The organism is Thioclava sp. L04-15 (genome assembly GCF_002020275.1).
GTDB lineage: Bacteria > Pseudomonadota > Alphaproteobacteria > Rhodobacterales > Rhodobacteraceae > Thioclava > Thioclava marina.
The window spans coordinates 201860-226616 of record NZ_MPZW01000004.1; the positions used below are offsets into that span (position 1 = coordinate 201860).

At 60.8% G+C, this 24757-nt stretch carries 29 protein-coding genes; 19 read left to right on the top strand and 10 right to left on the bottom strand.

Annotated features, from left to right (window positions below; all coding sequences use genetic code 11):
- The first annotated feature begins 1 nt into the window (after position 1).
- From rplF to BMI90_RS11185, 10 genes are all read left to right on the top strand, one after another.
- The gene (rplF, locus tag BMI90_RS11140) at positions 2–535 is read left to right on the top strand and encodes a 50S ribosomal protein L6 (protein WP_078529360.1); all 534 of its coding nucleotides are present in this window, start codon (positions 2–4) and stop codon (positions 533–535) included.
- 11 nt (positions 536–546) lie between these two features.
- The gene (rplR, locus tag BMI90_RS11145; protein ID WP_078529362.1) at positions 547–906 is read left to right on the top strand and encodes a 50S ribosomal protein L18; all 360 of its coding nucleotides are present in this window, start codon (positions 547–549) and stop codon (positions 904–906) included.
- 117 nt (positions 907–1023) lie between these two features.
- Positions 1024–1593: a 30S ribosomal protein S5 gene (rpsE, locus tag BMI90_RS11150; protein ID WP_078529364.1), complete on the top strand. Its 570-nt coding sequence runs from the start codon at positions 1024–1026 to the stop codon at positions 1591–1593.
- 12 nt (positions 1594–1605) lie between these two features.
- Positions 1606–1791 (top strand): 50S ribosomal protein L30, encoded by a 186-nt coding sequence (gene rpmD / locus BMI90_RS11155; RefSeq protein ID WP_038073580.1) that lies wholly within the window; start codon positions 1606–1608, stop codon positions 1789–1791.
- A 258-nt stretch (positions 1792–2049) separates the two neighbouring features.
- Positions 2050–2466, top strand: a complete 417-nt coding sequence (locus tag BMI90_RS11160) for a universal stress protein (protein ID WP_078529366.1) — start codon at positions 2050–2052, stop codon at positions 2464–2466.
- Positions 2467–2508: 42 nt separating this feature from the next.
- On the top strand, positions 2509–4149 hold the full coding sequence (locus BMI90_RS11165; protein WP_078529368.1) for a BCCT family transporter: 1641 nt from the start codon (positions 2509–2511) through the stop codon (positions 4147–4149).
- Between the two features lie 138 nt (positions 4150–4287).
- Entirely contained in the window at positions 4288–5034 is a 747-nt protein-coding gene (locus BMI90_RS11170; RefSeq protein WP_078529379.1) for an ABC transporter ATP-binding protein, read from the top strand.
- Positions 5009–5623, top strand: coding sequence for an energy-coupling factor transporter transmembrane protein EcfT (locus tag BMI90_RS11175; RefSeq protein ID WP_078529381.1), 615 nt, complete (start codon positions 5009–5011; stop codon positions 5621–5623). Before BMI90_RS11170 ends, BMI90_RS11175 begins: the two co-directional genes overlap by 26 nt.
- Entirely contained in the window at positions 5624–6169 is a 546-nt protein-coding gene (locus BMI90_RS11180; RefSeq protein WP_078529383.1) for a biotin transporter BioY, read from the top strand.
- A 5-nt stretch (positions 6170–6174) separates the two neighbouring features.
- Complete coding sequence (locus BMI90_RS11185; protein ID WP_078529385.1) at positions 6175–7122, top strand: asparaginase; 948 nt, start codon at positions 6175–6177, stop codon at positions 7120–7122.
- A gap of 33 nt (positions 7123–7155) precedes the next feature.
- Here the strand turns inward: BMI90_RS11185 and BMI90_RS11190 are convergent, their stop codons facing one another.
- Complete coding sequence (locus BMI90_RS11190) at positions 7156–7779, bottom strand: TetR/AcrR family transcriptional regulator (RefSeq protein WP_168172759.1); 624 nt, start codon at positions 7777–7779, stop codon at positions 7156–7158.
- A 145-nt stretch (positions 7780–7924) separates the two neighbouring features.
- Between BMI90_RS11190 and BMI90_RS11195 the strand changes: the two genes are divergently transcribed.
- The 7 genes from BMI90_RS11195 (at position 7925) to speB (ending at position 13914) form a co-directional block, all read left to right on the top strand.
- Positions 7925–8989 (top strand): ABC transporter substrate-binding protein, encoded by a 1065-nt coding sequence (locus BMI90_RS11195; protein WP_078529389.1) that lies wholly within the window; start codon positions 7925–7927, stop codon positions 8987–8989.
- A 66-nt stretch (positions 8990–9055) separates the two neighbouring features.
- The gene (locus BMI90_RS11200; RefSeq protein WP_078529391.1) at positions 9056–9868 is read left to right on the top strand and encodes an ABC transporter permease; all 813 of its coding nucleotides are present in this window, start codon (positions 9056–9058) and stop codon (positions 9866–9868) included.
- Positions 9868–10656: an ABC transporter ATP-binding protein gene (locus BMI90_RS11205; protein WP_078529393.1), complete on the top strand. Its 789-nt coding sequence runs from the start codon at positions 9868–9870 to the stop codon at positions 10654–10656. The genes BMI90_RS11200 and BMI90_RS11205 overlap by 1 nt, the downstream gene beginning before the upstream one ends.
- Positions 10653–11432 carry a creatininase gene (locus BMI90_RS11210; RefSeq protein WP_210401941.1) on the top strand — a complete coding sequence of 260 codons (780 nt, stop codon included), beginning with the start codon at positions 10653–10655 and terminating at the stop codon, positions 11430–11432. The genes BMI90_RS11205 and BMI90_RS11210 overlap by 4 nt, the downstream gene beginning before the upstream one ends.
- Positions 11432–12193, top strand: a complete 762-nt coding sequence (locus BMI90_RS11215) for an SDR family oxidoreductase (RefSeq protein ID WP_078529395.1) — start codon at positions 11432–11434, stop codon at positions 12191–12193. The genes BMI90_RS11210 and BMI90_RS11215 overlap by 1 nt, the downstream gene beginning before the upstream one ends.
- Positions 12190–12936, top strand: coding sequence for a 3-oxoacyl-ACP reductase family protein (locus BMI90_RS11220; RefSeq protein ID WP_078529397.1), 747 nt, complete (start codon positions 12190–12192; stop codon positions 12934–12936). Before BMI90_RS11215 ends, BMI90_RS11220 begins: the two co-directional genes overlap by 4 nt.
- A gap of 9 nt (positions 12937–12945) precedes the next feature.
- Positions 12946–13914: an agmatinase gene (gene speB / locus BMI90_RS11225; RefSeq protein ID WP_078529399.1), complete on the top strand. Its 969-nt coding sequence runs from the start codon at positions 12946–12948 to the stop codon at positions 13912–13914.
- Between the two features lie 256 nt (positions 13915–14170).
- Here speB and BMI90_RS11230 read toward each other — a convergent pair whose 3' ends face one another.
- The 4 genes from BMI90_RS11230 to BMI90_RS11245 all read right to left on the bottom strand — a co-directional run bounded on the left by BMI90_RS11230 (position 14171) and on the right by BMI90_RS11245 (position 19295).
- Complete coding sequence (locus tag BMI90_RS11230) at positions 14171–15127, bottom strand: ATP-binding protein (RefSeq protein ID WP_078529401.1); 957 nt, start codon at positions 15125–15127, stop codon at positions 14171–14173.
- Positions 15127–17457 (bottom strand): DDE-type integrase/transposase/recombinase, encoded by a 2331-nt coding sequence (locus BMI90_RS11235; protein WP_078529403.1) that lies wholly within the window; start codon positions 17455–17457, stop codon positions 15127–15129. Before BMI90_RS11235 ends, BMI90_RS11230 begins: the two co-directional genes overlap by 1 nt.
- Positions 17454–18206 (bottom strand): Tn7 transposase TnsA N-terminal domain-containing protein, encoded by a 753-nt coding sequence (locus tag BMI90_RS11240; protein ID WP_246831535.1) that lies wholly within the window; start codon positions 18204–18206, stop codon positions 17454–17456. Before BMI90_RS11240 ends, BMI90_RS11235 begins: the two co-directional genes overlap by 4 nt.
- Before the next feature lie 549 nt (positions 18207–18755).
- Positions 18756–19295, bottom strand: coding sequence for a transposase (locus BMI90_RS11245; RefSeq protein WP_168172760.1), 540 nt, complete (start codon positions 19293–19295; stop codon positions 18756–18758).
- A 304-nt stretch (positions 19296–19599) separates the two neighbouring features.
- On the opposite strand from BMI90_RS11245, the gene BMI90_RS18525 reads away from it, so the two are divergent.
- Positions 19600–20031 carry a hypothetical protein gene (locus BMI90_RS18525; RefSeq protein ID WP_146671266.1) on the top strand — a complete coding sequence of 144 codons (432 nt, stop codon included), beginning with the start codon at positions 19600–19602 and terminating at the stop codon, positions 20029–20031.
- Positions 20032–20236: 205 nt separating this feature from the next.
- On the opposite strand, the gene BMI90_RS11250 is transcribed toward BMI90_RS18525, so the two are convergent.
- From BMI90_RS11250 to BMI90_RS11260, 3 genes are all read right to left on the bottom strand, one after another.
- Positions 20237–20662, bottom strand: a complete 426-nt coding sequence (locus BMI90_RS11250) for a rhodanese-like domain-containing protein (RefSeq protein WP_078529409.1) — start codon at positions 20660–20662, stop codon at positions 20237–20239.
- A 24-nt stretch (positions 20663–20686) separates the two neighbouring features.
- Positions 20687–21403 (bottom strand): DUF1499 domain-containing protein, encoded by a 717-nt coding sequence (locus tag BMI90_RS11255; RefSeq protein WP_078529411.1) that lies wholly within the window; start codon positions 21401–21403, stop codon positions 20687–20689.
- 140 nt (positions 21404–21543) lie between these two features.
- The gene (locus tag BMI90_RS11260) at positions 21544–22395 is read right to left on the bottom strand and encodes a sterol desaturase family protein (RefSeq protein WP_078529413.1); all 852 of its coding nucleotides are present in this window, start codon (positions 22393–22395) and stop codon (positions 21544–21546) included.
- Positions 22396–22498: 103 nt separating this feature from the next.
- Between BMI90_RS11260 and BMI90_RS11265 the strand changes: the two genes are divergently transcribed.
- Positions 22499–23143: a metalloregulator ArsR/SmtB family transcription factor gene (locus BMI90_RS11265; RefSeq protein WP_246831536.1), complete on the top strand. Its 645-nt coding sequence runs from the start codon at positions 22499–22501 to the stop codon at positions 23141–23143.
- A gap of 360 nt (positions 23144–23503) precedes the next feature.
- Here the strand turns inward: BMI90_RS11265 and BMI90_RS11270 are convergent, their stop codons facing one another.
- Positions 23504–24091 (bottom strand): tyrosine-protein phosphatase, encoded by a 588-nt coding sequence (locus BMI90_RS11270; protein WP_078529417.1) that lies wholly within the window; start codon positions 24089–24091, stop codon positions 23504–23506.
- A 54-nt stretch (positions 24092–24145) separates the two neighbouring features.
- Entirely contained in the window at positions 24146–24757 is a 612-nt protein-coding gene (locus BMI90_RS11275; RefSeq protein WP_078529419.1) for a hypothetical protein, read from the bottom strand.

Here is a 24757-nt window from a genome sequence, read left to right on the forward strand (position 1 = left end):
AATGTCTCGTATTGGTAAGAAACCGGTCGAGCTTCCCAGCGGCGTTTCGGCGTCTCTGTCGGGCCAGACCATCGAGGTGAAGGGGCCGAAAGGCACCCGCACCTTCACCGCCACCGACGACGTGACCCTCGCGGTCGAAGACAACGCCGTCAAGGTCACCCCGCGTGGCCAGTCGAAGCGCGCCCGCCAGCAATGGGGCATGGTGCGCTCGCAGGTCGCCAACCTCGTCACCGGCGTGACCGAGGGCTTCAAGAAAGAGCTCGAGATCCAGGGTGTCGGTTACCGCGCCCAGATGCAGGGCAACGTCCTGAAGCTGTCGCTCGGCTACTCGCACGAGGTGAACTTCGAAGTCCCGAACGGCGTGACCGTGACGGCTCCGAAGCAGACCGAGATCGTTGTGGAAGGTATCGACCAGCAGCAGGTGGGCCAGGTTGCGGCCAACATCCGCGAGTGGCGTGCGCCGGAGCCCTACAAGGGCAAGGGCATCCGCTACAAGGGCGAGTATATCTTCCGCAAAGAAGGTAAGAAGAAGTAAGGAACGCGAAAATGGCAAACAGCAAACGGGATCTGTTCCTCAAGCGCCGCCTGCGCGTCCGGAACAAACTTCGCAAGATGGCCGCTGGTCGCGCCCGTCTTTCGGTTCACCGCTCGTCGAAGAACATCAGCGTTCAGCTGATCGACGACGTCAACGGCGTGACGCTGGCTTCGGCCTCGTCGCTCGAGAAAGATCTCGGCGTCGTCGGCAAGAACAACGTCGAAGCGGCGGCGAAAGTAGGTGCTGCGATCGCCGAGCGTGCGAAGAAAGCCGGTGTCGAAACCTGCTACTTCGATCGCGGCGGCTTCCTGTTCCACGGGAAGATCAAGGCGCTTGCCGATGCAGCCCGCGAAGGCGGTCTGAAGTTCTAAGAACCGGAGGGTGGCGGCAACGCCACCCCGATGATCCGGGAGCGTCCCCGCGATGGGGCGCTCACTTGGATTGGATGAAACGGCGTGTTACCACGCCATCACGAGAAGGAATGCCTTATGGCAGAACGTGACAACCGTCGGGGCCGCCGCGAAGAGCGCGAAGAAACCCCGGAATTCGCCGATCGCCTTGTTGCGATCAACCGTGTGTCGAAAACCGTGAAGGGTGGTAAGCGCTTCGGCTTCGCAGCCCTCGTGGTCGTCGGCGACCAGCGCGGCCGTGTCGGCTTCGGCAAGGGCAAGGCCAAGGAAGTTCCGGAAGCGATCCGCAAGGCGACCGAACAGGCGAAGCGCCAGATGGTTCGCGTGCCGCTGCGTGACGGCCGCACCCTGCACCACGACATCGAGGGCCGTCACGGCGCCGGTCGTGTTGTGATGCGCACCGCCCCGGAAGGTACCGGTATCATCGCAGGTGGTCCGATGCGTGCTGTCTTCGAAATGCTCGGCGTCAAGGACGTCGTGTCGAAGTCGCTGGGCTCGCAGAACCCCTACAACATGATCCGCGCCACGCTGAACGGTCTGACCAAGGAAGCGAGCCCCCGTCAGGTGGCAGCGCGCCGTGGCAAGAAAGTGGCCGACATCCTGAAGAAGCCCGAGGCTGAGGCGACCGCCGAAGCTTCGGAAGCGTAAGGAGAGCGATCAATGGCTACCATCGTCGTCAAGCAGATCGGTTCGCCGATCCGTCGCCCCGCCATCCAGCGTGAGACGCTGAAAGGTCTGGGTCTGAACAAGATGAACCGCACCCGCGAGCTGGAAGACACCCCGGCCGTGCGTGGCATGGTCGCGAAGATCCCGCACCTCGTGGCGATCATCGAAGAAAAAGCCTGAGCCAAACGGTTCTGGTGAAAAACGAAGCGCCCCGACCGCAAGGCCGGGGCGTTTTGCTATTCCGTGTCGCGAAGCGCCCGCGAAGCTTTTCGGAACGGCGGCTGCAAACTGCTCGGGAGCGATACGCTCGCGCCCGGTTCCTGTGTCATTTCATATGATTTTATTCACGTTTTTTGGAACCCGACCCCAGGGCACCCGTTGGTCGGATAGGTTCCCCGCATGCTCTCGCCGGGAGCTACGGAAACGTGAGGGATTAAAATGTTCAATAAAATCATGGTTCCGGTGGATCTGCGTCATGTCGAAAAGATGGGCAAGGCGCTGAGCATCGTAGCGGAACTCGCAACCACGCATGATGCCGACGTGATCTTCGTGGGCGTCACCAGCCCGGAGCCGAATGCGCTCGGGCACAATCCGAAGGAATACGAGGCGCGTCTGAAGGAATTCGCGTCCTCCAAGGCCGCAGAAAAGGGCTATCGAACCGCCGCGCATATGATCGTTGCGCACGACCCTGCGATCGACCTCGACAAGCACTTGCTCGAAGCAAGCAAGACCTTGGGAACGGATCTCGTCGTGATGGCGACGCATCTGCCCAATGTCGCGGATTATGTCTGGGCGTCGCATGGTGGTCATCTCGCGGCCCATGCGCAGGCTTCGGTCTTTCTCGTGCGCGGCTGAACGCGCACCAAGAATCAAAACACAAGGACAGGAGGACGGCATATGGCCGAACCTGAGGACATTCAGGGAATACCTGCCCCGGAGGGGGAAACCCAAATCATCGACACCGATTACGAAATCGGTCAGGACAATCTGGAGAGGCAGCTCGGTCCCTTCGGTTTCGACGTTCACAACCCGGTCTTTCTGGTCTCCGCACTGACCATCGTGGCCTTCGTCTTCTACGCGCTGGCCCTGCCCGAGCAGGCGAGCGCGGTCTTCGGGGCGATGCGCCCCTGGCTGACCTCGACCTTCGACTGGTTTTTCCTGAGCGCCGCGGACATCTTCGTGATCTTCTGCCTCGCGCTGATCGTGAGCCCCTACGGCGCGGTCCGCCTGGGCGGCACGGATGCCGAGCCCGATTACACTTATATCGGCTGGTTCGCGATGCTCTTCGCCGCCGGCATGGGCATTGGCCTGATGTTCTTCGGTGTGCTCGAGCCGGTCTACCACATGGCGATCTCTCAGCCGTTGGGCACGCCTTCGCCCTTTGACGCCGATGGCAACCTGATCCCGGCCAATGTCGAGCGGGCCAAGGAGATGGGCCTCGCGGCCACGATCTACCACTGGGGTCTGCACCCCTGGGCGATCTATGCGGTGGTGGCGCTGGCACTCGCGCTCTTCTCCTATAACAAGGGGCTGCCGTTGACGATCCGCTCGGCGTTCTACCCGATCTTCGGCGAGAAGATCTGGGGCTGGACCGGCCACGTGATCGACATCCTCGCGGTGTTTGCCACGCTCTTCGGTCTGGCGACCTCGCTCGGCTTCGGCGCGCAGCAGGCCAATGCGGGTCTGAACCACGTCTTCGGCGTGCCGATCAATACCACGGTGCAGATCGTCCTGATCACGATCATCACCGGTATCGCGCTGTTCTCGGTTCTGCGGGGTCTCGATGGCGGGGTGAAGCTGCTGTCGGAGATCAACATGGGGATTGCTGCGCTGCTTCTGGTCTTCGTGCTCCTCGCCGGACCGACACTGGCGATCTTCACCGATTTCGGAAAAGGACTTCTGGCCTATGCGAAGGACTTCATACCCCTTTCGAACCCGGTCGGACGCACGGATGACGCCTATCGCGACGGCTGGACCGCGTTCTACTGGGCGTGGTGGATCTCCTGGTCGCCCTTCGTCGGAATGTTCATCGCCCGCGTCTCGCGTGGCCGCACCGTGCGCGAGTTCATAATCTGCGTGCTGCTGATCCCCTCGCTGGTCTGCGTGCTCTGGATGGCCGTATTCGGCGGCGTGGCGATCGATCAGGTGATCTCGGATCCGGCAGGCTCGCTGGTGAAGGCGAACGTGATCGACAGCTACAACCCGCCGCTGTCGCTGTTCGCGATGCTCGAAGGGCTGCCGCTGAGCTCGATCACCTCGGTTATCGCGATCGTTCTGGTCATCGTGTTCTTTGTGACCTCGTCGGACTCGGGCTCGCTCGTGATCGACACGATCACCGCGGGCGGCAAGGTCGATGCACCGGTGCCGCAGCGTGTGTTCTGGGCGACGTTCGAGGGCGCGGTCGCGATCGTGCTGCTTGTCGGCGGCGGGCTGAGCGCTTTGCAGGCAATGGTCATCTCGACCGGGCTGCCCTTCACGCTCGTCCTCCTGGTGATGTGCTGGGCGATCTTCAAGGGACTGCGCAGCGAACCGCGCTGAGCATCGCTCAGTTGAGGGGAAAGCGCGCGGGGCAGGGATGCCTCGCGCGTGTTCGTTCCGGGGCTGGCTGCCATAGGTTCTTTCTCTACGACCAATGCCATCTGGAAAGCGCGCGCGGCTGCGTGTAAGCACGCGCGCATGTCCGGAACTGATCCGATCCCCGCCGCGAGTCATCTCCGGCTTGATGCTCTGGGCCACGAGCTCGAAGGGCGCGTGGTTTTGCAAGATATTTCCGTCGAGACGCGGGCGCGCCGGATCGGGATCGTCGGGCGCAACGGTTCGGGAAAATCGACGCTGGCGCGGCTGCTCGCGGGGCTGATCGCACCGACGCAGGGGAGTTTGCGGATCAACGGTTACGACCTTGCCACCGACCGCAAGGCGGCGCTGCGCGAAGTGGGCATCCTGTTCCAGAACCCCGATCACCAGATCATCTTCCCGACCGTTCTCGAGGAGATCGCCTTCGGGCTGCGCCAGCAAGGGGCCTCGAAGCGCGCCGCAGAAGCGCAGGCGCACGAGACGCTGACACGCTTCGACAAAGAGGGCTGGCGCGATGCTTATGTGACGACGCTCAGCCAGGGCCAGAAGCAGCTTCTGTGCCTGATGGCGGTGAGCGCGATGGCGCCGAGACTTTTGATCCTCGACGAACCCTTCTCGGGTCTCGACATTCCGACCAAGGCGCAGCTCGCGCGTTATCTGGGGCTCTATCGCGGCACGCTGATCCAGATCACCCATGATCCGCGCGAGGTCGAGACCTATGACGAGGTCCTCTGGCTCGATCAGGGGCGCTTGCGGATGCACGGCGCCGTGGGCGAGGTCCTGCCTGCCTATATCGAAGAGATGACGCGACAGGGAGAGGCCGATGATATCGCTGACCTCTCCGGTTAAGACCCGCGCGCATGAATGGCCCGCAGGCCTGAAGCTCGCGGGGCTCTGCGCGAGCACGCTGGGGCTGTTCTACATCACCCGCCCCTACGCGCATCTGGCGATCCTTCTGACGATCCTCGCCGCCTATGCCGCACCGGGGCGGGCGTTTCTGCGCTCGGGGCTGCGCGCGCTCAAGGTGCTCTGGCCCTTCATCGTGATCGTCGGCATCTGGCAGGTGGTGATCGGAGAGATCGCCGACGGGCTGATGATCGTGATGCGGATGATCTCGGCGGTGGCGCTGGCCAATCTGGTGTCGATGACGACGCGGCTGAGCGACATGATCGCGGTGGTAAGCTGGCTGAGCACGCCGCTGCGCAAACTCGGGATGCCGACGCAGGTGCTGGAGATCGCGATCGCGCTGGTGATCCGGATGGTGCCGGTGCTCATGGGAAAGGGCACGCGGCTGACCGAGAGCTGGCGTGCGCGGGCAACACGGCGGCCGAGCTGGCGGCTGGTGCTGCCCTTCACGCTTCTTGCGCTTGACGACGCCGACCATGTCGGCGATGCGCTTCGGGCCCGGGGAGGGCTCACATCTGAAAGGGAGAATTAGATGGAAAAGAATGTCGCGCTGATCGCGCTTTTTGCGGCGCTGATCGCCGTTCTGGGGCTGATCCCCAAGATCACGCTGGGCTTTGGCGTGCCGATCACGGCGCAGAGCCTCGGGATCATGCTGGCCGGCGCGGTGCTGGGCTCGAAGCGCGGGGCGTTGGCGGTTCTGCTGTTCCTTCTGCTCGTGGCCGTGGGCCTGCCGCTTCTGGCCGGTGGCCGGGGCGGTCTGGGCGTCTTCTTCGGCCCGACGGGCGGGTTCCTCTTCAGCTGGCCGGTCGCGGCCTGGCTCATCGGGTTCATCGTCGAGAAATGGCGCCAGCCGCCGCTCGCCGTGTCGGTCTTCGTGGCCTCGATCCTCGGCGGGATCGTGCTGTCCTATGCGATGGGGATCGTGGGTCTGTCGCTCGCGCTTGGCAAGAGCCTGACCGAGAGCACCTCGCTGATGCTCGTCTTCATCCCCGGTGACCTGATCAAGGCAGCGGTCGCCGGTGCGCTGACCTCGGCTCTGGCCAAGGCGCGCCCCTCGAGCGTGCTCTCGCGCGCCTGAGCACGGTGGCGATCCTGCTGATCCATACCGGCGGTACGATCGGCATGATCGCCACGCCTGAAGGCTTTGCGCCCGCGTCCGGCGTGATCGAGGGGTTCCTCGCAGATCACGCGGATGCGTCCGAAGGCGTGGAGATCCGCGCCTTCGCACCGCTTATCGACAGCGCGAACGCAACACCTGCCGACTGGGACCGGATCGCCCGCGAGATCGCCACCCATTACGACGCTTTCGACGGGTTCGTCGTGACGCATGGCACCGATACTCTGGCCTACACCGCAGGCGCGCTGTGCTTCGCGCTTGAGGGCTTGGGCAAGCCTGTGATCGTGACGGGGGCGATGTTGCCGCTGACGGTCGAGGGCTCGGATGGCGGACGCAACCTGCTTGATGCGCTCGACGCTGCACGCTCGGCCGAGCCCGGCGTCTGGGTGCAATTCGCAGGCCGCCTTCTGCATGGCGCGCGGGTCCGCAAGAGCCATTCGCGTGCTTTCGATGCTTTCAATGCCGACCCTTCGGAGATCCCGCCCCGCCAGCCGGGCGCTGCGCTCCGGCGTCACGCGATCGCTCCGGCGCGGATTGCCGTTCTCGCCGTGGCGCCGGGAATGGAAGAGAGCCTTTTCGAGCATGCCGCGCAGGTCTGCGACGGGCTCGTGTTGCGCTGCTACGGCTCGGGCACCGCACCAGATACCGCTGGATTGCGTCAGGCGCTCGCCACCGCGCAAGCGCGCGCCATTCCGGTGATCGCGGTCAGCCAGTGTCCTGAGGGTGGGATCGCGCTTGGAACCTATGCAGCTGGCGCGGTCCTGCGCGATCACGGCGTGATCGACGGGCGCGACATGACCGTCGAGGCCGCCTTCGCCAAGCTTAACCACGCGCTGTCCTTCAGTCCTGATCGGCACGCTCAACAGGCGCGTCTCGGTCGCGCACTCTGCGGCGAGATGACGCCCGAACTTTGAACTGGCGGGATCGTTTCGGCCGATGGCGCGTGGTCAGCGCCGGTCAGGGGGCAGGGCGCCGAAGATCGAGCGCAAGTCACGCAGAAAGGCCGCATCGCTTTCGACATCTGTCATCTCGTCGAAAGAGATGAAATTCACGAAACGCATGTTCTGAAGGCTGAAGATCGCCTTGCCGAGATCATAGGCCGAAACGTCCGGAGAGACCGCGCCCCGCGCCTGAAGCACCTCGATCTCGCGCACCAGTACCAGCGCGAGTTGATGGTCGAGCGAGTGATAGGATTTGCCGAAGCGCGAATTCGCCTCGGCGATGGAGGCGGCGAAGACCTGCCGCCAGATCTCCTTGTCGAGGAAGGTGATCGCGTGGTCGCGGATGATCGCGGCGAAGCGGCGTGCGAGGTCGATCACATCGTCGCTTTGCCCGGGCAATTCACGCGCCATCTTTTCCAGGAGCTCCCGGTCGCTCTCGGCCACAAGGGCCAGCAACACGCCGGATTTCGTTCCGTAGTAATTGTGCACGGTCACGCCCGAGACCCCGGCCGCGTCGGCGATCGCCTCGATCGTGGTCGCGTCGGGACCGGCCTTGGCAAAGAGCTTGCGCGCCGCTTCGAGGATTCGGCGGCGGCGATCTGCCTTCTGCTTTTCTCTCAACCCGGACACGAGGGAGCCTCCTTGAATTCAGCCTTGACTAACGCGTCCAGCTTGAAGGGACAAGAAAGATTAAGCCAGAAAAATTTTTTATTGCCTAAAAACTTTTTCGAGACAAAGATTGTGACAGAAGCCATCACGCACAGAGGATCGAATCATGCGTACTCTTCCGCTCCTCCTTCCGGCCGCGACGCTCGCCGCAGCATTGAGCACCACCGCCGCCTTCGCAAAAGAAACCGTCAATGTCGGCGTCTGCGTCTCTTGGCCGGGCTACGCGATGCTTGAGGTTGCCAAACAGAAAGACCTCATCCCCGATTACGACTTGAACATCACGATCTTCGAAGACCCGCTCGGCGGCCATGCGGCTCTCGCGGCGGGGCAGGTCGATGTCTACGGTTGCACCGCGGATTATACGCCGCTGGTGGCCGATCGCGGGACCGACGTCGTCAATGTCGCGCTGCTCAACCCCTCTTACGGGGTGGATCACGTGATTCTTGCCCCCGATGTGACCGCTGCCGATCTCAATGGCAAGAAGGTCGCCGCCCCGCAGGCCTATATCGGCCAGCTTCTGATGGGTGTCTGGCTCGACGGGGAAGGGATCGCGCCGGGTGATGTCGAATGGGTCAACCTCAATGCCGATGAGGCAGTGGGACCGATGCTCTCGGGCGATCTTTCGGCGGCCTACATGTACGAGCCCTGGATCTCGAAAGTTCTCGAGGCGAGCCCGGGCGCGAAAAGCGTCACCGACACGTCCAAGCCCGAGGTCCTGCAAACCGGGATCTTCATGGATGCGCTCTACATGAACAAGAACTTCATCGCGAGGGACCGCGATGCGGCGCTTGCAGTGCTCAAGGCGCGCTGGGAGGGTCTGGGCTACTGGCACGACCATGTCGAGGAAACCAACCAGATGCTGGCCGATTTCCTGCAATGGCCGGCCGAGGATATCGGGTATGTCATCGGTACCAACGGCAAGAGCTTCGAGGGCGGCATCTACATGTTCGACTTCGACGAATCCGCGAAAGCCTGTGGCGTGCTCGAGGGTGACATGCCGCTTGGCCTGAAGAACGGCTTCATGCCGGAGGCGGCCGCACTCACCAATGACTGGTGGATCAAGCTCGGGTTGATGACCAACAAGGTCGACGTGACCTCGGCCATCGACTGCTCGCTGATGGGGGACCTCGTGGCCTCTGGCTACCGCCAGTCCTTCGGTCCGAACGAGTAAACCCCTGCGGACGCCGCCCATCCCCACCAAGGGCGGCGTCCGTATCTGATCAAGACAGGCTCTGACATGCGTCACCCCAGCCCGCGTAAACCGCGTTTTCTCGAAGTTCGGCGCCCCGTTTCGCGCCGACAGGCCGTGCTCTCGGCCATCGCCATCTGGGTGCTGTTCTTCGGCATCTGGCTGATCGCCTCGGAGAGCGGCATGGTGAACCCGCTGCTCGTGCCCTCGCCGGTGCAGGTCTTCGAGACCACCTGGAACCTCTTCGTCGATCGCGGCTTCATCGGCGATATCGGAATCTCGGTCTGGCGCGTGGTGCTGGCCTTCGCGATGGCGAGCGCGCTCTCGGTCCCGCTGGGCGTGATGATGGGAACCTTTCCCGCCATCGAGGCGATCTTCGCGCCCTTCGTCTCGGCCTGGCGCTACCTGCCCGCGCCCTCTTTCATCCCGATCCTCTTGATGTGGTTCGGCACGGGCGAGGCGCCGAAACTGGCGCTCCTGTTCCTCGGGGTGGTGTTCTTCCTGATCACGCTGGTGATGGATCACACGAAGACCGTGCGCAAAGAGCTGATCGAGACCGCGCTGACGCTGGGCGCGAACCGCAAGGTGACGGTGCTTGACGTGGTGCTGCCCGCCGTCCTGCCCGAGATCGTCACCGCAATGCGACAGATGCTGGCGATGACCTGGACCTATCTCGTGATTGCCGAGATCGTCGCCTCGACCACCGGTATCGGTGCGATGATGATGCGTGCGCGGCGCTTCCTGAAGACAGACGAGATCCTCTCGGGGATCATCGTCATCGGGGCGCTGGGTCTTCTGTTCGACCTGCTCTTCAAGGCCGCGCATCGCTGGCTCTTCCCCTATCTTCAGGAGAAACGCTGATGAGCTCGGCTGTTCTTCATCTCGATGAGGTCTCCAAGACCTTCGCGCTTGCGAAGGGGCGGGAACTGACCGCCGTCGACAAGGTCTCCTTCGAGGTCGAGCGCAATTCGATCGTGGTCCTGCTCGGTCCCTCGGGCTGCGGCAAATCGACGGTGCTGCGGATGATCGCGGGGCTTGAGACGCCGACGGGTGGCGCGATCACCCTGGGAGAGACGCCGGTCACCGGCCCCGGGCGCGACCGCGGGATGGTCTTTCAGGCCTATACCTCCTTCGACTGGCTTTCGGTGCGCCGCAATGTCGAGTTCGGCATGAAGATCAACGGCGTGCCCGCCGCCGAACGGCGCGAGCGGGCGGAGCATTTCATCCGTCTCGTGGGCCTGTCGAAATTCCTCGACGCCTATCCCTCCCAGCTCTCGGGCGGAATGCGCCAGCGCGTTGCCATTGCGCGTACGCTCGCCAACGGGCCCGAACTTCTGCTGATGGACGAGCCCTTCGGCGCTCTCGATGCCGAGACCCGCTGGCAGATGCAGGAACTGATGATCGACGTGGCCGAACAGGCCCAGACCGGCATGATCATCGTCACCCATGACATCGAGGAGGCGATCTTCCTTGCCGACAAGATCGTCTTTCTCTCCGCCCATCCCGGCCGGGTGAAGGAAGAGATCGTTCCCGCCTTCAAATCCGGTGGCCGTATCCGCTCCAAGGAAGAGCTGGTTCAGACGCCCGGCTATGCCGAGCTGGAACGCAAGATCATGCGCCTGATGCGCGAAGAAGGACAACACGAATGAGCAAGACGATGCGCACCCATGTGATGCCGGAAATGACCTGGCCCGAATATGCCGAGGCGTTGAAATCGAACCCGGTCGTCTTCATTCCCACTGGCGCGCTCGAGCAGCACGGGCCGCATTTGCCGATGGGGCTCGACTATCTCGTGCCCTCCGCGATCGCGAAGGATGTGGCCGAGGCGGTGGGCGGCGTGGTCGCGGCGCCCGTCACCTATGGCTACAAGTCGATGACGCGCTCGGCGGGCGGGCCGTTCTTTCCCGGCTCGACCGGGCTCGACGGGCAGACGCTGAGCAGCATCATCCGCGATATCATCCGCGAACTCGTGCGCCATGGCGCACGCCGGATCTGCGTACTCGACGGCAATTACGAGAACCTCTGGTTCCTCAACGAGGGGATCGACCTCGCGATGCGCGAGGTCGGTGACAAGGGCGTGCGGGTGATGTGTCTCCAACACTGGGAGTTCCTGACCGAAGAGACGCTCGGGCAGGTTTTCCCCGACGGCTATCCGGGGATCGAGCTGGAACATGCCGCCGTGCTCGAGACCTCGCTGATGATGCATTACCGCCCCGATCTGGTGCTCTTCGACAAGGTGCCCGACAACGCACCCGCCGATGCGCCCTGCTACGACACCTGGCCGCCGCGTCGCGAATGGGTCGCGAAAGAGGGCTCGCTGATCTCGGCCAAGGGCGCCAGCCCCGAGAAAGGCGCGCTGATCGCCGCGCAATATCTGCGCGACATCTCGGCCGCCGTGAAACACGAATTCTACGAGCTCGGCTGATGCGCGCCTCTTTCGATTACAGCGGCACGCGCGTGCTGGTCACCGGGGCGAGCCGAGGCATTGGCTACGGCATCGCAGAAGGCTTCGCGAAAGCTGGGGCCGATCTGACGATCCTGGCCGAGAGTGAAGAGGTCTTCGCGGCGGCCAGCGCGCTCGGCGCGACCCCGATCCTGTGCGACATCTCCGATCGAGCCGCGCTGGCCGATGCGCTCTTGGGTATCGAGAGCCTCGACGTGCTGGTGAACAATGCCGGGATGGAACGCCCGACGCCGCTCAACGGTCCCACACCCGCGACCGACGAGACTTTCGAGCGGGTAATCTCGGTCAATGTCACCGGCACGCAGAACGTGACGCGCGCTCTGGTCTCACGCATCCGCGACAGGGGGCGGGTGATCCTGACCTCCTCGATCTGGGGCAAGACCTCGGTGCCGGAGTTTTCCGCCTATGCCGCCTCGAAACACGCGATGATCGGGCTGGCGCGCACCTGGGCGCGCGAGCTTGGCCCGCGCGAGATCACGGTGAACGCGGTCTGCCCGGGCTGGGTGAAAACCGATGCGGCGATGGCCTCGCTTGCTGCGATGTCGCGATCGACCGGCCGACCCGAGTTCGAGCTTCTGGGCGAAGTGATGGCGGCGCAATCCATCGGCGGACTGATGGAGCCCAAGGACGTCGCGGGGCTTTATCTCTTCCTTGCTTCGGACGCGGCGGCCAATATCACCGGGCAAGCCATTTCCATCGACCGCGGAGAGATCCTGCAATGACGCTCTCGGGAAAGACCGCTCTCGTCACCGGGGGCACGCGCGGCATCGGTTTTGCGATCGCCAAGGCGCTCGCGGCCGAGGGCGCGCGCGTGGCGATCTGCCATCCGGGCGATCCGCGTGCGGGCCGCGCCGAGGCCGAGCTTTCAGCCCTCGGACCTGCCTTTGCCTTCACGGCCGATGTGTCTGTCGAGGCCGATGTGGTCGCGTTTTTCGATGCGGTGGAGGAACGCCTTGGTTCCCCCGATATCGTCGTGGCCAATGCGGGTATCTTGCGCGAAGCCCCGATCACCGAGATGCCGGTCGAGCAGTTTGACCGGGTGATCGCGGTGAACCTGCGCGGCAGTTTCCTGACCACGCGCGAGGCGGCGCGCCGGATGAGCGCGGCCAAGACCAAGGCCGGGCGGATCATCACCATCGCCTCGGATCTGGCGTATCTGGGCCGCGAGGGGCTCTCGGCCTACGCCGCCTCCAAGGGGGGCGTGGTCAGCCTGACCCGCTCGCTCGCGCGCGAGCTTGCGCCCGCGATCCTCGTGAACGCGATCGCACCGGGCTCGACCGTGACCGACATGACGAGCCCCGAGAACATGAGCCCCGAGGCCTTGGCCAAGGATCTCGACACCCCACTCGGACGCTTTGGAACGCCCGAGGAAATAGCTGCGATGGCGGTCTTTCTCGCCGGACCCGGCGCCGGGTTCATCACCGGGCAGGTCTTCGGCGTGAATGGCGGCAGCGCGATGACCTGAGGACCCACGATGAACGATCCCTTCTTCCTCCCCGTTTCCGCAATGGAGATGCCGCGTTACGCCGGTATCCCGACCTTCATGCGCCTGCCCCATGTCGGGCTCGACGACGCGCGCCTCTCCGAGGTGCAGGTCGGCCTGATCGGCGTGCCGTGGGATAGCGGCACCACGAACCGTCCCGGCCCGCGTCACGGGCCGCGCCAGCTTCGTGACATGTCCTCGATGTTGCGCGCCGAGAACGGAGCGACCCGCGTGCGCCCCTTCGAGTTGGCGAACTGCGCAGATCTCGGGGATGTCTCGCCCAATCCCGCCGATATTCAGGATGCGATGGGCCGGATCACGCGGTTTTACACGCGCGTTCTCGAGGCCGGAATCGTGCCGCTGACGGCAGGCGGAGATCACCTGACCTCACTGCCGGTTCTGCGCGCGGTGGCGGAAAATGCGCCGGTGGGCATGATCCATTTCGACAGCCATACCGACCTCTTCCATTCCTACTTCAACGGGATGATGTACACCCATGGCACGCCCTTCCGCCGCGCGGTCGAGGAAGGCCTGCTCGATCCCAAGCGGGTCTGCCAAATCGGCATTCGCGGCTCGACCTACGATCAGGAGGATCGTGATTTCGCCCGCTCTGTCGGCATCCGCGTGATCCCGATCGAGGAATTCCACGCTCGCGGCGTCGAAGACGTGATGGCGGAGGCGCGTGAGATCGTCGGGCAGGGCGAGACCTATATCTCCTATGACATCGACTTCATCGACCCCGCTTTCGCGCCGGGAACCGGCACGCCCGAGATCGGCGGGCCGAACTCCTATCAGGCCTTGCAGGTGGTGCGCGAACTGAAGGGGGTGAAGGTCGTCGGGGCCGATCTCGTCGAGGTCTCTCCGCCCTTCGACTCCGCGGGGGGCACGGCCTATCTCGGCGCGACGGTGATGTTTGAGCTGCTCTGCATCATCGCCGAGCAGGTTACGGCTCGGGCCTGAACACGGCGGGCGCGGGCGGATATGCCTGCTCGCGCCTGTTGCCAATGAAGCATAACCTTGCACGCCTCACACCAACCACCGCCAAACAGGACCAAAAAACCGCTTTGAATTCAATAGACTACGACAGTTCCGATTCGCAAGATGAGCATAAGCATACTGTCCGACGGCATAAGCATGCAGCTTTCTCACGACTGGCTTGGAAAAGAAAAAGGCCCGCAAAATGCGGACCTTGAGAAGGCAGGACTGTATAAGCTTGTCAGTCTTCGTCTTCGAGCTGTTTCAGTAGAACGATCGGATCGAACGCGACTTCATAGTCGTCGACATCAAACGGCGACAACCCCACCGGCAGTCCATACATCCGCGAAAACGATTGAGAGAAATGATCGATCGTGCAGTTCGTTTCACCAGCACACCTGCACAGCGCAAACGCCTCAATCATTAGTTCGATGACCAGCCCCCAGCGGTTCGCGCATGCAAAGCTCAACCTCTTCAAGAAGTCCTTGGTCGACAGCTCATCAAAGCAGAGCTCTGCTTTGTCAGCGAAGCTGTAAGCGAGATTATTCATTTCCTCCAGGTCACGGGGCAGCCGTATCTCGTCGAACTCGACCGGCCGGAGCAATCTTGCGAGCTGCTCCTCAGACCGCACATAGCCCGCGAGTTCAGGCACGCCTGACAGAATGAGCATTATCGGCCATCGCGCGTCTTTCATCAGGGTCTTGAAGCTGTCGAGAAAGTTGCGGTTCGTTTTATGGTTGTCCTTGCTGAAGACGTGCTGACACTCATCGAAATAGATGCCGATCACGCCGAGTCTTTTTGCCTCATCGATCACTCTCGCCCAAATGTAGTTTTGGCTACGTCGGCCATTTAGCGGGTAGTCCAGAGCCTCCAGAACCGCGAGCCCGAGGTCTTTCCAGGTCATCCTGCGAGAAAGCAGGATCGTGATAATCCGAGCTGGCTGCCCGCTCGGCATCACGATATTTTCTGCGTGGAATGACGTCAGCATTTTCTTGATTTCATGGGTCTTGCCCAGCCTCGATTGGCCAGTAACCATCAAACCGCGCGCCTCAAAATCCTTTCCTAAAGAGGCCTTTGCGTAGTAATCAGTGATGCACCAGCGCAATGCTTGATGCAGCTGTTCCGCACGCGCGAATGGGTAACTGGCTTCCTTCAGCGGCGCGATCGCAGCAACTGCCTCCATATCTACAAAAGACATTATTTAAGCCCTTTCACTTTCTCAGGGCGCCCGAGAACGCCGTGGCTTTTCTCCGAGGCTCTGGCACCCCTCGATTCTTTTTTCGTTGCCTTCCGAGGCGACAATTCAGGCGTTTCTTCGCCTGAATTTGAACTTGCGACCAATTCCTCACGCCCAATGCCCTCTTGCCGCGCAATCGACTCGGCATCGAGCAAGCCCCCGTCATCGGCGAGAACGATCCGTTCGCAATGATCGAGATCTGCAAGACGCCCGGGTTCGACCGTGTTCGAAAGCTGCTTCACGGGCGCGACCCTCGCGCCAGCGAAAACCGCGCGAGCCATCTTCCGACACTCTTCAATAGTGCTGTAACTCCGTAGTATCTTCCGGTCCGCACTGATCGCTGCGAGCATGTCGCGTCTTTGGCGGCGGGTCTCGACCAGACGGTCTTCGTGGATCTGTTTGGAGACTGGGTCTTCCTTCCTCCACACCGCCATCAAATCGAGGATCTCCGGCAATGTCATATCGGCAAACGCCGTGATCTGAAGCTGCACCTCCAGGATCTCTTGGGATTTGGGCAGAACAACGGTCGCGAGATTCATGTCATCAGGATCGACGAACACTTTGACCTTTCCGGTAATCCTGAGTTCATCCCGTTGCTTTTGAAGCTCGTCAGAATTGAAGAAAATACCGCCAAATACACGCACGCCCTCGTCCGTGGGGGTGACGCTTTCTTCCCATCCGAGGTGGATTCGTCGCCAGTTCGAATCCATCGGTCGCACTTGCCCTCGCAGATCATTGATTTCCCGATATACATCGGCGGGCCGCCGCCCACCCATTCCGACACCGAAATGCGGAAGCGAAGGATATTCGTCGATAAAAAAGCGCGTCAGGATTGCGTAAAGTTCTTCGACATTCAGCACACCATCTGCTTTCGCGTCGTAGCCCGGAAGTTCACCTGGTTTCCGGCCGGTGTATCCCATGATCAGTTTCAGCAGAACTGACTCCACCGTCCCAAACATCCTCTCAATATAAGGCTTGTCGGTGGATGCGTATGCGCGCGCGATGGTATTCATGGATGCGCAACCCATGAGCGCAGCAATGGTCTGACTGTTTCTAAGCCCAGGCCCGTTGTCATTTTTGACATGTCCAAGACCCGTCGCCCGCGCCGGCTCGCCGGAGCAACCATATTTCCGTTGTTCGCGGAACTTGTCGCGGGTTGCCATTCGCAGGAGTTCGAGCGTCGCCTGCGCCTTCGGCTGATCGCTGATTACCCACGCCAGGGGCATACGCGATGCCACATCGATCATCACGAGGATTGTCAGTCGCGTGCGTATCTCCTCATCGATTTTTTTAAGTGTTTCTTTCTGCTCGTTTGATAGTTGATACCAAATGCCCTTCATCTTGGCCGAAATCACGAGGGAAGCCTTGCACTCGTCCATTTCAACATATTCGCCGACTAACAACGCGCGAATATCGGTGCTTCCACGCCCTCTAAGATTTCGCGCTTCGCGCTCTCCCTTCACAGCCACTGCGAGCTCTGTCGGCGAAATCAGCCGATCACGAAATGCCTTGAGGCTAGAATTTGACGGCATTATCAGCGCGGGAATTCGATTGCGCATCCGCTCCGCATTTGCCGCGCCGACCAAACCCTCGAGATGCTGCCTCACATTCGCAATGGAATAACCTTTCTTGTCTAACCCGAACTCATTCCAAGCGTTGAACATTAAGCGTTCAAGTTCGTAGCAGAGCCTCGGCGTCCGATTTCCTTTCAAGTGATCTAATGTGACGAGTGCATCGAGAGGGCTCACATCCGACGGGAGCGCTTCGTAGACACGATAATATTTGAGGAGGGTTCGACCTTTATACAGGATCCATCGCGCACTCCGGCCGCCGTGTTCGAGCTTCAGATATACCGTTTGACCAAAAAGCGTGGTGACAATCTCACGAAGAAACTTTCGGTTTGACCCCTGATCCAGAAACCGAGCCGTTATTTTCAACTTTGGATTTCCGTTTTCTTCTCGGCGCGCCGCAATCAGCAGATCGATCGCTTTGCAAATCGAAGTGTTGAATTTCGCGATTTCTTGCTGCTCCTTGGAGAGCGCTTTCGACGTTTTATAGCCGCCAAGCCGTTCACTCACTAAATTCGCGCCAGGGGTAATCCCGCCATGGAATCGCGTCCCAGGTAGCTTGAGGTAGTCGACAAACTTTTGAAAAGGAATCGAGTAAGGCACTCCGGTTTCTGGATCCGAAAACTCATAGCCCTTATCGCTTTGCCCCAAGACCACAAGCTTCCGCTGGAAAAGTGTCACCTCGGACCCGATCGGCAGTTCATAGCGTGGCACCAAAGTCATGCCGCTACCTCGATCCGCGACCACTCCCAGAGAACATGATCCAGATCTGCCCAAAGTTGTTTTCGGGCAACCAGCCGGTAGCAAGCGGCGAAGGCGCGGCTCTGGTGGATGCCGACATGCGGGAAGATGTCTTGCATGTGCCATAGGGTCTTAAGTCGCCTCGCGGCAGCGAGAACAATCTCGTCTGCCTCCGGGTCCGGGTCTGAAACGTAGAGGAACATACGAAACAGGTTATCGCGACGCTGGCGCGTGTAGTCAGTGGCATTCGCAACCACCATATCGTGGGCGAGCCGCTCCCTCCGAGAAGCCTGCGCAATCAACTGAATCTGGCGCTGAGTCCGCGGCTTCTTCAAGCTGGCTGCATTGCGCACGAAGATGAGGCGTCGTTCACCAGTGCAAAATTCCACGAGCAGATCGTGCGTATACTTATGATGTTTTCCGTCTTCTTCATCGAAAAATCTGACCTGCGCCGGCTGAAACTTCAGGTCAAAAACATTTGGGGATAAGAGCAACTCAATGGCGACAGCCGCCTCGGCTGCACTTTCACAGATGCCGATCCGCGGCTTCCAGTTGTCTGCTTCAGTTCGATAAGTTAGAAACACTTTCTGAGACGCGGCACTGCGCGAAGACGGACTGCGTGCCCCTTCAAACGACAACACACCATGGATTGGGGGCAATTCAATTTTACTCGCCCGCGGCAGTTTTCGCGGCGAGTGGTTCCATTCGTCATGATCGATGACGTAGTTCATCATCGGATCTCCTTGTCGGCTCGGCATCTGCCGTCACTTCCGTCGTCTGGGGAAGATCGCGTCTTGCATGACCCCTTTGGGGGCTCTATCGATGCAAGTGAAATACGGGCGATCTTCGTCCCAACTCTCACCGCGCGTTACGCATGTAGCGCGCGTTTTCTTTTTCTTACCTCGTGCTTGACCGCCCTCGAACACCGGCGCCCCCTCTGCTTCCCGATCCCGGGCCGCGAGATTCCACAAAGCCAAAAATGAGTCAATATCTATATTTTTCAGCATGTTAGAGGAATTTTTTTCGCACAGATCACTCTCCTACCCTGATCCGGTTCAGACATGCCTTCTCGTTGAGCATGACGCCTCACGCGCCACGCCCTGCCGTCCGTCTTGTCATTTCCGGAGGTTTCGAACTTGTCCTCTGACTTTATCTCGTCCGGCCGCGTGTGAATAGGCCAGCGCAGAGGAAACCTGTGGAGACTCTGTATTGTTAACTCATCAAACGCGGCGATGCTCGAGTGATGGCCGTTTAAGATGGCTATCGATTTGACGCTAAGGTCATCCCATTAGCGTCCTGAGGATATCCTCATCGGTCGAGGGTGGAGAACGCTCAGAAAAGAGCCAGTCAAAGTGCGCCAGGGAGCCGGGAACAATACCGGCCGGAATTTCTGATGGGACGATGCAAATGACTTCACTCATGAGCCCCGCGCCACCTCGCCCCATGTCGGCGAGGAGAATTTTCCGCAATCGATGCGCGGCCACATATTCGATATCCAGACGGTCCGCGAGTGTTTGCGATGGGACGCGAAATCGCCGCGAATATTCAGAAAATCCCGCATCCCCTTCGCGAATGATCATTTCCGCCGCACGAAACCAAATTGCGAGATCGACCCTGGACCGATGCAAGATGCTGCCAGCTGTGGGCGAGAACTGATGTCGACATACTTTGCACTGAAAGACCGCCCGCGTTTCGACCATGCCCAGGTCGTCCGAGCCGCATTTGACGCAATTTGGACCGTCGGGCCAGCGAACTTTGATGAAGCGTTCACGCCGATCTTTGCCGGAGCAAAAATACCGTTCGACGCCTTCGACGGGCAATCGCCTCTCCAGGCTCCACCAATGCACATTTTCACGTTCGATTTCCGTCAGTTTTCTAGAATTCAACTCCAAACGACAGCCTCAAAAGTGCGCAAACCCAACCATTTTGCCCCGTTGCGAGCAGAGCGCCCCAAGGAGACCGCACTTCCGAGGCAAAGCACGTTCGATGTCGCACCGCAAGTTTCCGATGCTAACGGCACCTTCGGCGTGCCGCGCGCCTAGCAACTCAAGCCAACTGCGCTGATCGAGGCGAGCGAAATACGAAATCGCTCGTGCGAAAAACAAACTCGAACGGCAGCGAGTGATGTTCATGACGCCGACGGGTCCTCCATCCTGTAAGGTCGGCGATGTGCGTTCAGATCGAGGCTTCAGCTTTGCGCTGAGCAATGCCCTTTTGCCGCTGCTCGAACCCCTCAGTGCCCGGACCTGGAACTGCCCCTATTACCGGGTGCGGTTCGATATGCGCTGGATCACGTGGGTTCTGACGTCGAACAATCGCCGCACTGTGCCTGCGCCGCTACTGAGCCGGTGTCGCGTAATATGCATCCCGCAGCTCTCGGGCGCGCATCTCGCATATTTCGCGCTACGGGAAGCGGCAGCGCGTGGATTACCAGCTGATACTGTCGACGCGCTGGCAGACATGCTTGCAGGTGCTCAACCAGGGTGGGACCTGCGCGCGGTGATCAAGTTGATCGACGGTCTCGTTGCCCGCGAGAACCGTCCGCCGCTGCAGTGAAATGGCGGAATGGGCGGAAACCGGTCATTCGCTGCGCCATCGATAAATGACTGAACAAGGAAGGATAACGAACGGCTGTTAGCCCGACTGTGCAGAGCCGACAATACTGTTGACCCCACCGCTTCGGAGACTTCTCTCAAAGTAGTTCGATCGACGGTCAGTTCGGGCCAACGCCATGGCCCGGAGCCATCACGAACGGTTTAGATCAAGGCTTGTAGACCGCGTCTTTTTCCCAACCGGCGAAACCGGTTTGCAGAACTACGACGTTCGTTCGACCTGCAACCCGCAGGGCAAATGCCGCTTGGGCGGACAGGCTGCCGGTGTTGCAGAAAAGGACTGTCATTCGATCCTTGGGAATCTCGTCAATCCGGTCCAGCACTTCGCGCCATTCGATATTGATGGAACCGGGAATCGTGGCAGCGTCGAACTGCTCTGCGTCGCGTGTGTCGACGAAAAGCGCCGTTTCAAAGACGGCCTGGTCGATCTGTTGCGGCAGTATGATGCCGGCCTCATACTCCGAAAACATCATGTATTCCTGCATCGCCTCGATGGCCGCGTCCTGCGCCAAAATGGGGGTGGAATGAAGGCAAAGCGCGACAGTGGCCGCGCCAAGAACGTGAGACAGTTTCATCTGGGTGTTCCTTGGTTTTCGATCTTATTCGGTGACTTGTGCTTGCAGTTCCGTAAGGAACGCCTCGATGCGTCGGGCATTGGCGCCGCGGTCGATCTGCCCAAGGCGCGAGCGTGATCGCATGTCGATGCGGCTGCCTGTCTCGATGTCGGTGACCCGAACTGCCACCTCGTCCTCGAAGCCGAAGACGCGGCTTCGGGCGATGGCTTCGATCTGGTTTTCCGCAGGATCGGCCGAGAGCACCTCCCAGCCACGCGTTTCGACAAGGGTCAACGCCTCTGAGAATGCATCCTCGACCGGGATCGGAAGGTCCAGCGGGCGCACGTCAGGATAGGCGGAGCGTTGTGGCTCGGCATTCTGCGCCGGGTAGTCCGTTGGGGTCGCGGTGAACCAGTAGACCGGCGGGTCTTCGGTATCGGTCGAGATGTCGTTTATCGGCGGTGTCGTCCAAGCGGCGATTTCGAAAGCCGCTCCGAGGCCTACAACGGGCAATGACAGGATAAGACCAATCAGCGCAATGCTGGCACCGCGGCTCTTGCGGATAGCCCCCGCCAAGGTCACGAGCGCTGCGACGACCCCCACTAACGCCGCCCAGACACCCCAACCGGCGATGTTATAGGCTTGGGGCCAAGGCCATCCGCCCGCACGATACCCCCAGACGGACAAAGCAAGAAGCGCAAGGGACACAAGGCCCAGAAGGATCGTCGCAAAGCCAAGGCGTCGCGTTATGATTTCAAGCATCTGTATCTTTCTGATCGGAGGCGGGATTTAAGCGGAGTGCGTTTCCAGGGATAAACGGGCCTCCGGACAGCCGAAAAAGAGCACCTGCAAGACCTGTTCAGGAAAGGGGCGCGGATTCTCGGGGGTGCCGAGGGTGTAAGTCATTCCTCTTCCTCCACCGCGATGCGTGGGTCGAGAGCATGGCCCGAAGCCGGGCCACGCAGGGGCTGGACCAGCATTCTATCGATCCAAAGATCACGACGCGTGCGGAACTGTTCTATCCCGATCTCCATGTCCTGATGCCCCTTTGCCGGTTGCGCGACATAGGTGCCTAAGAGCCGATCCCACCAGGGCAGGTTGAAGCCGTAGTTCGAATTGGTCTCACGCGGATCGACGGAATGGTGGACGCGATGCATGTCCGGGGTGACCACGATTAGGCGCAGCACTCTATCAACCGGGCGCGGCAGATCGACATTAGCGTGGTTGAAAAGCGCGGTCGCATTCAGGATCACCTCGAACAGCAGCACCGCGACCGCAGGCGGCCCGAGCGCCGCGACCACCGCCAGCTTGATCCCCATCGAGATCAGGATTTCCAGCGGATGGAACCGCAGGCCCGTCGTTGCGTCGAAGTCGAGATCGGCATGGTGCATCCTATGCAGGCGCCAAAGTCCGGGAACCGCGTGGAACATGACATGCTGAAGGTAGATCGCCAAATCGAGCACCAGCATCGAAACAAGGATGGCCGCCCAAGTCGGCCACTCCAGATTGTTGAACAGCCCCCAGCCACGGTCCTCGGCCATGACGGCCAATCCGACTGCGAGGATCGGGAATGCCAGGCGCAGGATCACCGTATCTATAAAGACCATGGCAATATTGTTCGTCCAACGGATCAAGCGCGGTATCTCTCTGCGCCGCCGGGGGGCCGCGACCTCCCACAACGCCATCGCCGCCAACACGCCCAAGAAAGCGGCAAGTCGGATCGTCGGCTCGGCAGAGAGGATCGTTTCGGTCATGCGTTCGGCTTTGCTCTTGTGGCGCGGGCTGGATTCGCTATCATTCAATTATTCGATTGAATGATGTAATATTCCGAGGCAGCCCATGTCAATTAGCCCGAAGATGGCCCTTCTCGAAGAATACGCCCTTGTCGCGCGGGCCTTGTCGGCCCCCGCACGCCTTATGCTTCTTGAACAGCTCGCCCAGAGCGAGCGCAGGGTAGAGGCGCTTGCGGAAAAAACCGGGCTCACTGTCGCGAATTGTTCGCAGCATTTGCAGCAATTGCGGCGCGCTGGCCTTGTCACCAGTCGGCGCGACGGAAAGGCGATAATCTACAGGCTGACCGACGCGAGGACACTGACGTTGTTGGGAATTTTGGGCGATGTTGCCGAAAGGAACCTCGCACAGGTTGGGGAGATACTGCGCGGACTATCGAACGGCGAAGGCGCGCCGGAACCGATCAACCGCGACGAGCTTGCCGCTCGACTGAGTGAAGGGTCGGTGACCGTCCTCGACGTGCGCCCCGCCGACGAGTTCGCCGATGCCCATATCCCTGGCGCGCTCAACATGGCCGTGACGGAGCTGGACAAGTTCCTGACGGACCTCGACCGGAACACCGAGATTGTGGCCTATTGTCGTGGTCCATACTGTGTCTACGCCCACCAAGCCGTGGCGTTCTTGCGCAAGAATGGCTTCAACGCCCGTCGTCTTGACGGCGGTCTGCCTGAATGGCGCGAAGATGGTCGAACCATTCGGTCGACATCCTGATTTACAAAGGCTTTATTCGATATTCGATATTCGATATTCGATATTCGATATTCGATGTTCGATGTTCGATGTTCGATGTTCGATGTTCGATGCCGCAACGTGTCGACCTCACTATGTCAGCTCTCTGGGTGCGAGGCCTTCGAAATGCCATGATGACTCGCCCGGACTTCGCATGAGATTTCACGATCAAGACAACGTCAGCTTCATGTCTGCTTTGGGCGGGAAGCGGACGTTCGCCGCAATGCTCGGATAAGTGGAAACCGGCCCTTCATGCGATCAAGACTTGCGTGCTTTCACTCCTGATCCAAATATTTGTGTTTCGATCCTTTTCTGGGTTCCTCGATCAGTTTTTTGTGGCCGTCATGAGGCCTTCAACCCAGCGGTAGAAAATGGTTGAACCGCGCTCACAGCCATCCAAGTTTCATCCATCGGCCAAGCCCTCGACAACAAGGGCACGCCGATGTGGCCGTAAAGAAGCGACAATTGCCAGCCGGCCTCGGAGGACGAACGGTTCTTCTGATGCGAAAGGTAGAGGGCTGATGCCAGTCCGGTGCGGTCGGCACCTGCTTTGCAGTGGACCAGCATCGGCTTGGGTGCCTTCGCCATGACGGCCTCCAGTTCCGCGACGCGCGCCGGACCGAGAACCTCGCTATCGGACATTTTGAAGTCGATCAGCTTCAGGCCAAGCCGCTCGGCGGCGGCTTTCTCCTCGTCATACCAGGCTTCACCCGGATGCGCGCCGCGCAGATTCAGCACCGACTGAATCCGGTCCTTTTCCTTGTAGGTTTTCAGGCGCGTGGCGGTGGGCTGGTTCGATCGATAAAACTCCCCGGCGACTACAGTATGGAAATTGCCGCTCAGCTGAAGATAGCAGAGGTAAAGCACAAGGGCCGCAAGGATGCCGAATACGACAGTTCCGACGATGCGCCCGAATTTGAGAAACGTCATGTGGGTCTCGCTCCTGAGCGGCCCCGTGACCGGGGCCGCGACATCGTGTTGGGATTAGTCGGCCTGCTCGGCGCCGCCCGCGTCTTTCTTGACGCTTTGCGTCACGGCGACCGAGCCGGGAAGCTGCAAGCTCACCGTGACGTCCTTGGCCGATTGCGCGGTGGCGTAGATCGAGTTCGGGTTCGCCCGCAGGTGCCCGGCCTTGCCGCTGTCATCGACATGGATTTGGGCAGAGCCGTTGGCCGGAACGCTCACGTCGGGGTGAAGGATATAGGCCTCCTGCGCGCCGCTATCGGCATCGGTGATCGTATAGTAGAGCGTGAAGCCACTCAGCGGCTTGGCGCTGTCATTGATCAGTTCGATTTCGAGATGGTCGGGCGCATCCGTATGGGTCGCGGGATCGACATTGTTCTCGACCAGCAGCTCTCCGATGTGGAACGGCGCGGCAGTGCCTGCGGCTGTGATCGGGCTTGGCGCCATCACCGGCGCCGTGTCGGCCAGATCGTTCTGCCCGTCGCCATCGGTATCGGGATTGAGCGGATCCGTTTGCAGCAGGGGCTCGGCCATGTCGGGCACACCGTCCTTGTCAGTGTCGGTCTGTGCGGCTTGGGCACCGCCCGCGGCAAGCATCAGCAGCACGGACAGGGTGGAAAGGGTCTTGTTCAT

What these genes read in the sequence shown, in the direction of transcription:
- rplF (WP_078529360.1), top strand. Translation starts at nt 2, where the DNA reads ATGTCTCGTATTGGTAAGAAACCGGTCGAGCTTCCCAGCGGCGTTTCG.
- rplR (WP_078529362.1), top strand. Translation starts at nt 547, where the DNA reads ATGGCAAACAGCAAACGGGATCTGTTCCTCAAGCGCCGCCTGCGCGTC.
- rpsE (WP_078529364.1), top strand. Translation starts at nt 1,024, where the DNA reads ATGGCAGAACGTGACAACCGTCGGGGCCGCCGCGAAGAGCGCGAAGAA.
- rpmD (WP_038073580.1), top strand. Translation starts at nt 1,606, where the DNA reads ATGGCTACCATCGTCGTCAAGCAGATCGGTTCGCCGATCCGTCGCCCC.
- BMI90_RS11160 (WP_078529366.1), top strand. Translation starts at nt 2,050, where the DNA reads ATGTTCAATAAAATCATGGTTCCGGTGGATCTGCGTCATGTCGAAAAG.
- BMI90_RS11165 (WP_078529368.1), top strand. Translation starts at nt 2,509, where the DNA reads ATGGCCGAACCTGAGGACATTCAGGGAATACCTGCCCCGGAGGGGGAA.
- BMI90_RS11170 (WP_078529379.1), top strand. Translation starts at nt 4,288, where the DNA reads ATGTCCGGAACTGATCCGATCCCCGCCGCGAGTCATCTCCGGCTTGAT.
- BMI90_RS11175 (WP_078529381.1), top strand. Translation starts at nt 5,009, where the DNA reads ATGATATCGCTGACCTCTCCGGTTAAGACCCGCGCGCATGAATGGCCC.
- BMI90_RS11180 (WP_078529383.1), top strand. Translation starts at nt 5,624, where the DNA reads ATGGAAAAGAATGTCGCGCTGATCGCGCTTTTTGCGGCGCTGATCGCC.
- BMI90_RS11195 (WP_078529389.1), top strand. Translation starts at nt 7,925, where the DNA reads ATGCGTACTCTTCCGCTCCTCCTTCCGGCCGCGACGCTCGCCGCAGCA.
- BMI90_RS11200 (WP_078529391.1), top strand. Translation starts at nt 9,056, where the DNA reads ATGCGTCACCCCAGCCCGCGTAAACCGCGTTTTCTCGAAGTTCGGCGC.
- BMI90_RS11205 (WP_078529393.1), top strand. Translation starts at nt 9,868, where the DNA reads ATGAGCTCGGCTGTTCTTCATCTCGATGAGGTCTCCAAGACCTTCGCG.
- BMI90_RS11210 (WP_210401941.1), top strand. Translation starts at nt 10,653, where the DNA reads ATGAGCAAGACGATGCGCACCCATGTGATGCCGGAAATGACCTGGCCC.
- BMI90_RS11215 (WP_078529395.1), top strand. Translation starts at nt 11,432, where the DNA reads ATGCGCGCCTCTTTCGATTACAGCGGCACGCGCGTGCTGGTCACCGGG.
- BMI90_RS11220 (WP_078529397.1), top strand. Translation starts at nt 12,190, where the DNA reads ATGACGCTCTCGGGAAAGACCGCTCTCGTCACCGGGGGCACGCGCGGC.
- speB (WP_078529399.1), top strand. Translation starts at nt 12,946, where the DNA reads ATGAACGATCCCTTCTTCCTCCCCGTTTCCGCAATGGAGATGCCGCGT.
- BMI90_RS11230 (WP_078529401.1), bottom strand. Translation starts at nt 15,127, where the DNA reads ATGTCTTTTGTAGATATGGAGGCAGTTGCTGCGATCGCGCCGCTGAAG.
- BMI90_RS11235 (WP_078529403.1), bottom strand. Translation starts at nt 17,457, where the DNA reads ATGACTTTGGTGCCACGCTATGAACTGCCGATCGGGTCCGAGGTGACA.
- BMI90_RS11240 (WP_246831535.1), bottom strand. Translation starts at nt 18,206, where the DNA reads ATGAACTACGTCATCGATCATGACGAATGGAACCACTCGCCGCGAAAA.
- BMI90_RS18525 (WP_146671266.1), top strand. Translation starts at nt 19,600, where the DNA reads ATGTTCATGACGCCGACGGGTCCTCCATCCTGTAAGGTCGGCGATGTG.
- BMI90_RS11250 (WP_078529409.1), bottom strand. Translation starts at nt 20,662, where the DNA reads ATGAAACTGTCTCACGTTCTTGGCGCGGCCACTGTCGCGCTTTGCCTT.
- BMI90_RS11255 (WP_078529411.1), bottom strand. Translation starts at nt 21,403, where the DNA reads ATGCTTGAAATCATAACGCGACGCCTTGGCTTTGCGACGATCCTTCTG.
- BMI90_RS11260 (WP_078529413.1), bottom strand. Translation starts at nt 22,395, where the DNA reads ATGACCGAAACGATCCTCTCTGCCGAGCCGACGATCCGACTTGCCGCT.
- BMI90_RS11265 (WP_246831536.1), top strand. Translation starts at nt 22,499, where the DNA reads ATGGCCCTTCTCGAAGAATACGCCCTTGTCGCGCGGGCCTTGTCGGCC.
- BMI90_RS11270 (WP_078529417.1), bottom strand. Translation starts at nt 24,091, where the DNA reads ATGACGTTTCTCAAATTCGGGCGCATCGTCGGAACTGTCGTATTCGGC.
- BMI90_RS11275 (WP_078529419.1), bottom strand. Translation starts at nt 24,757, where the DNA reads ATGAACAAGACCCTTTCCACCCTGTCCGTGCTGCTGATGCTTGCCGCG.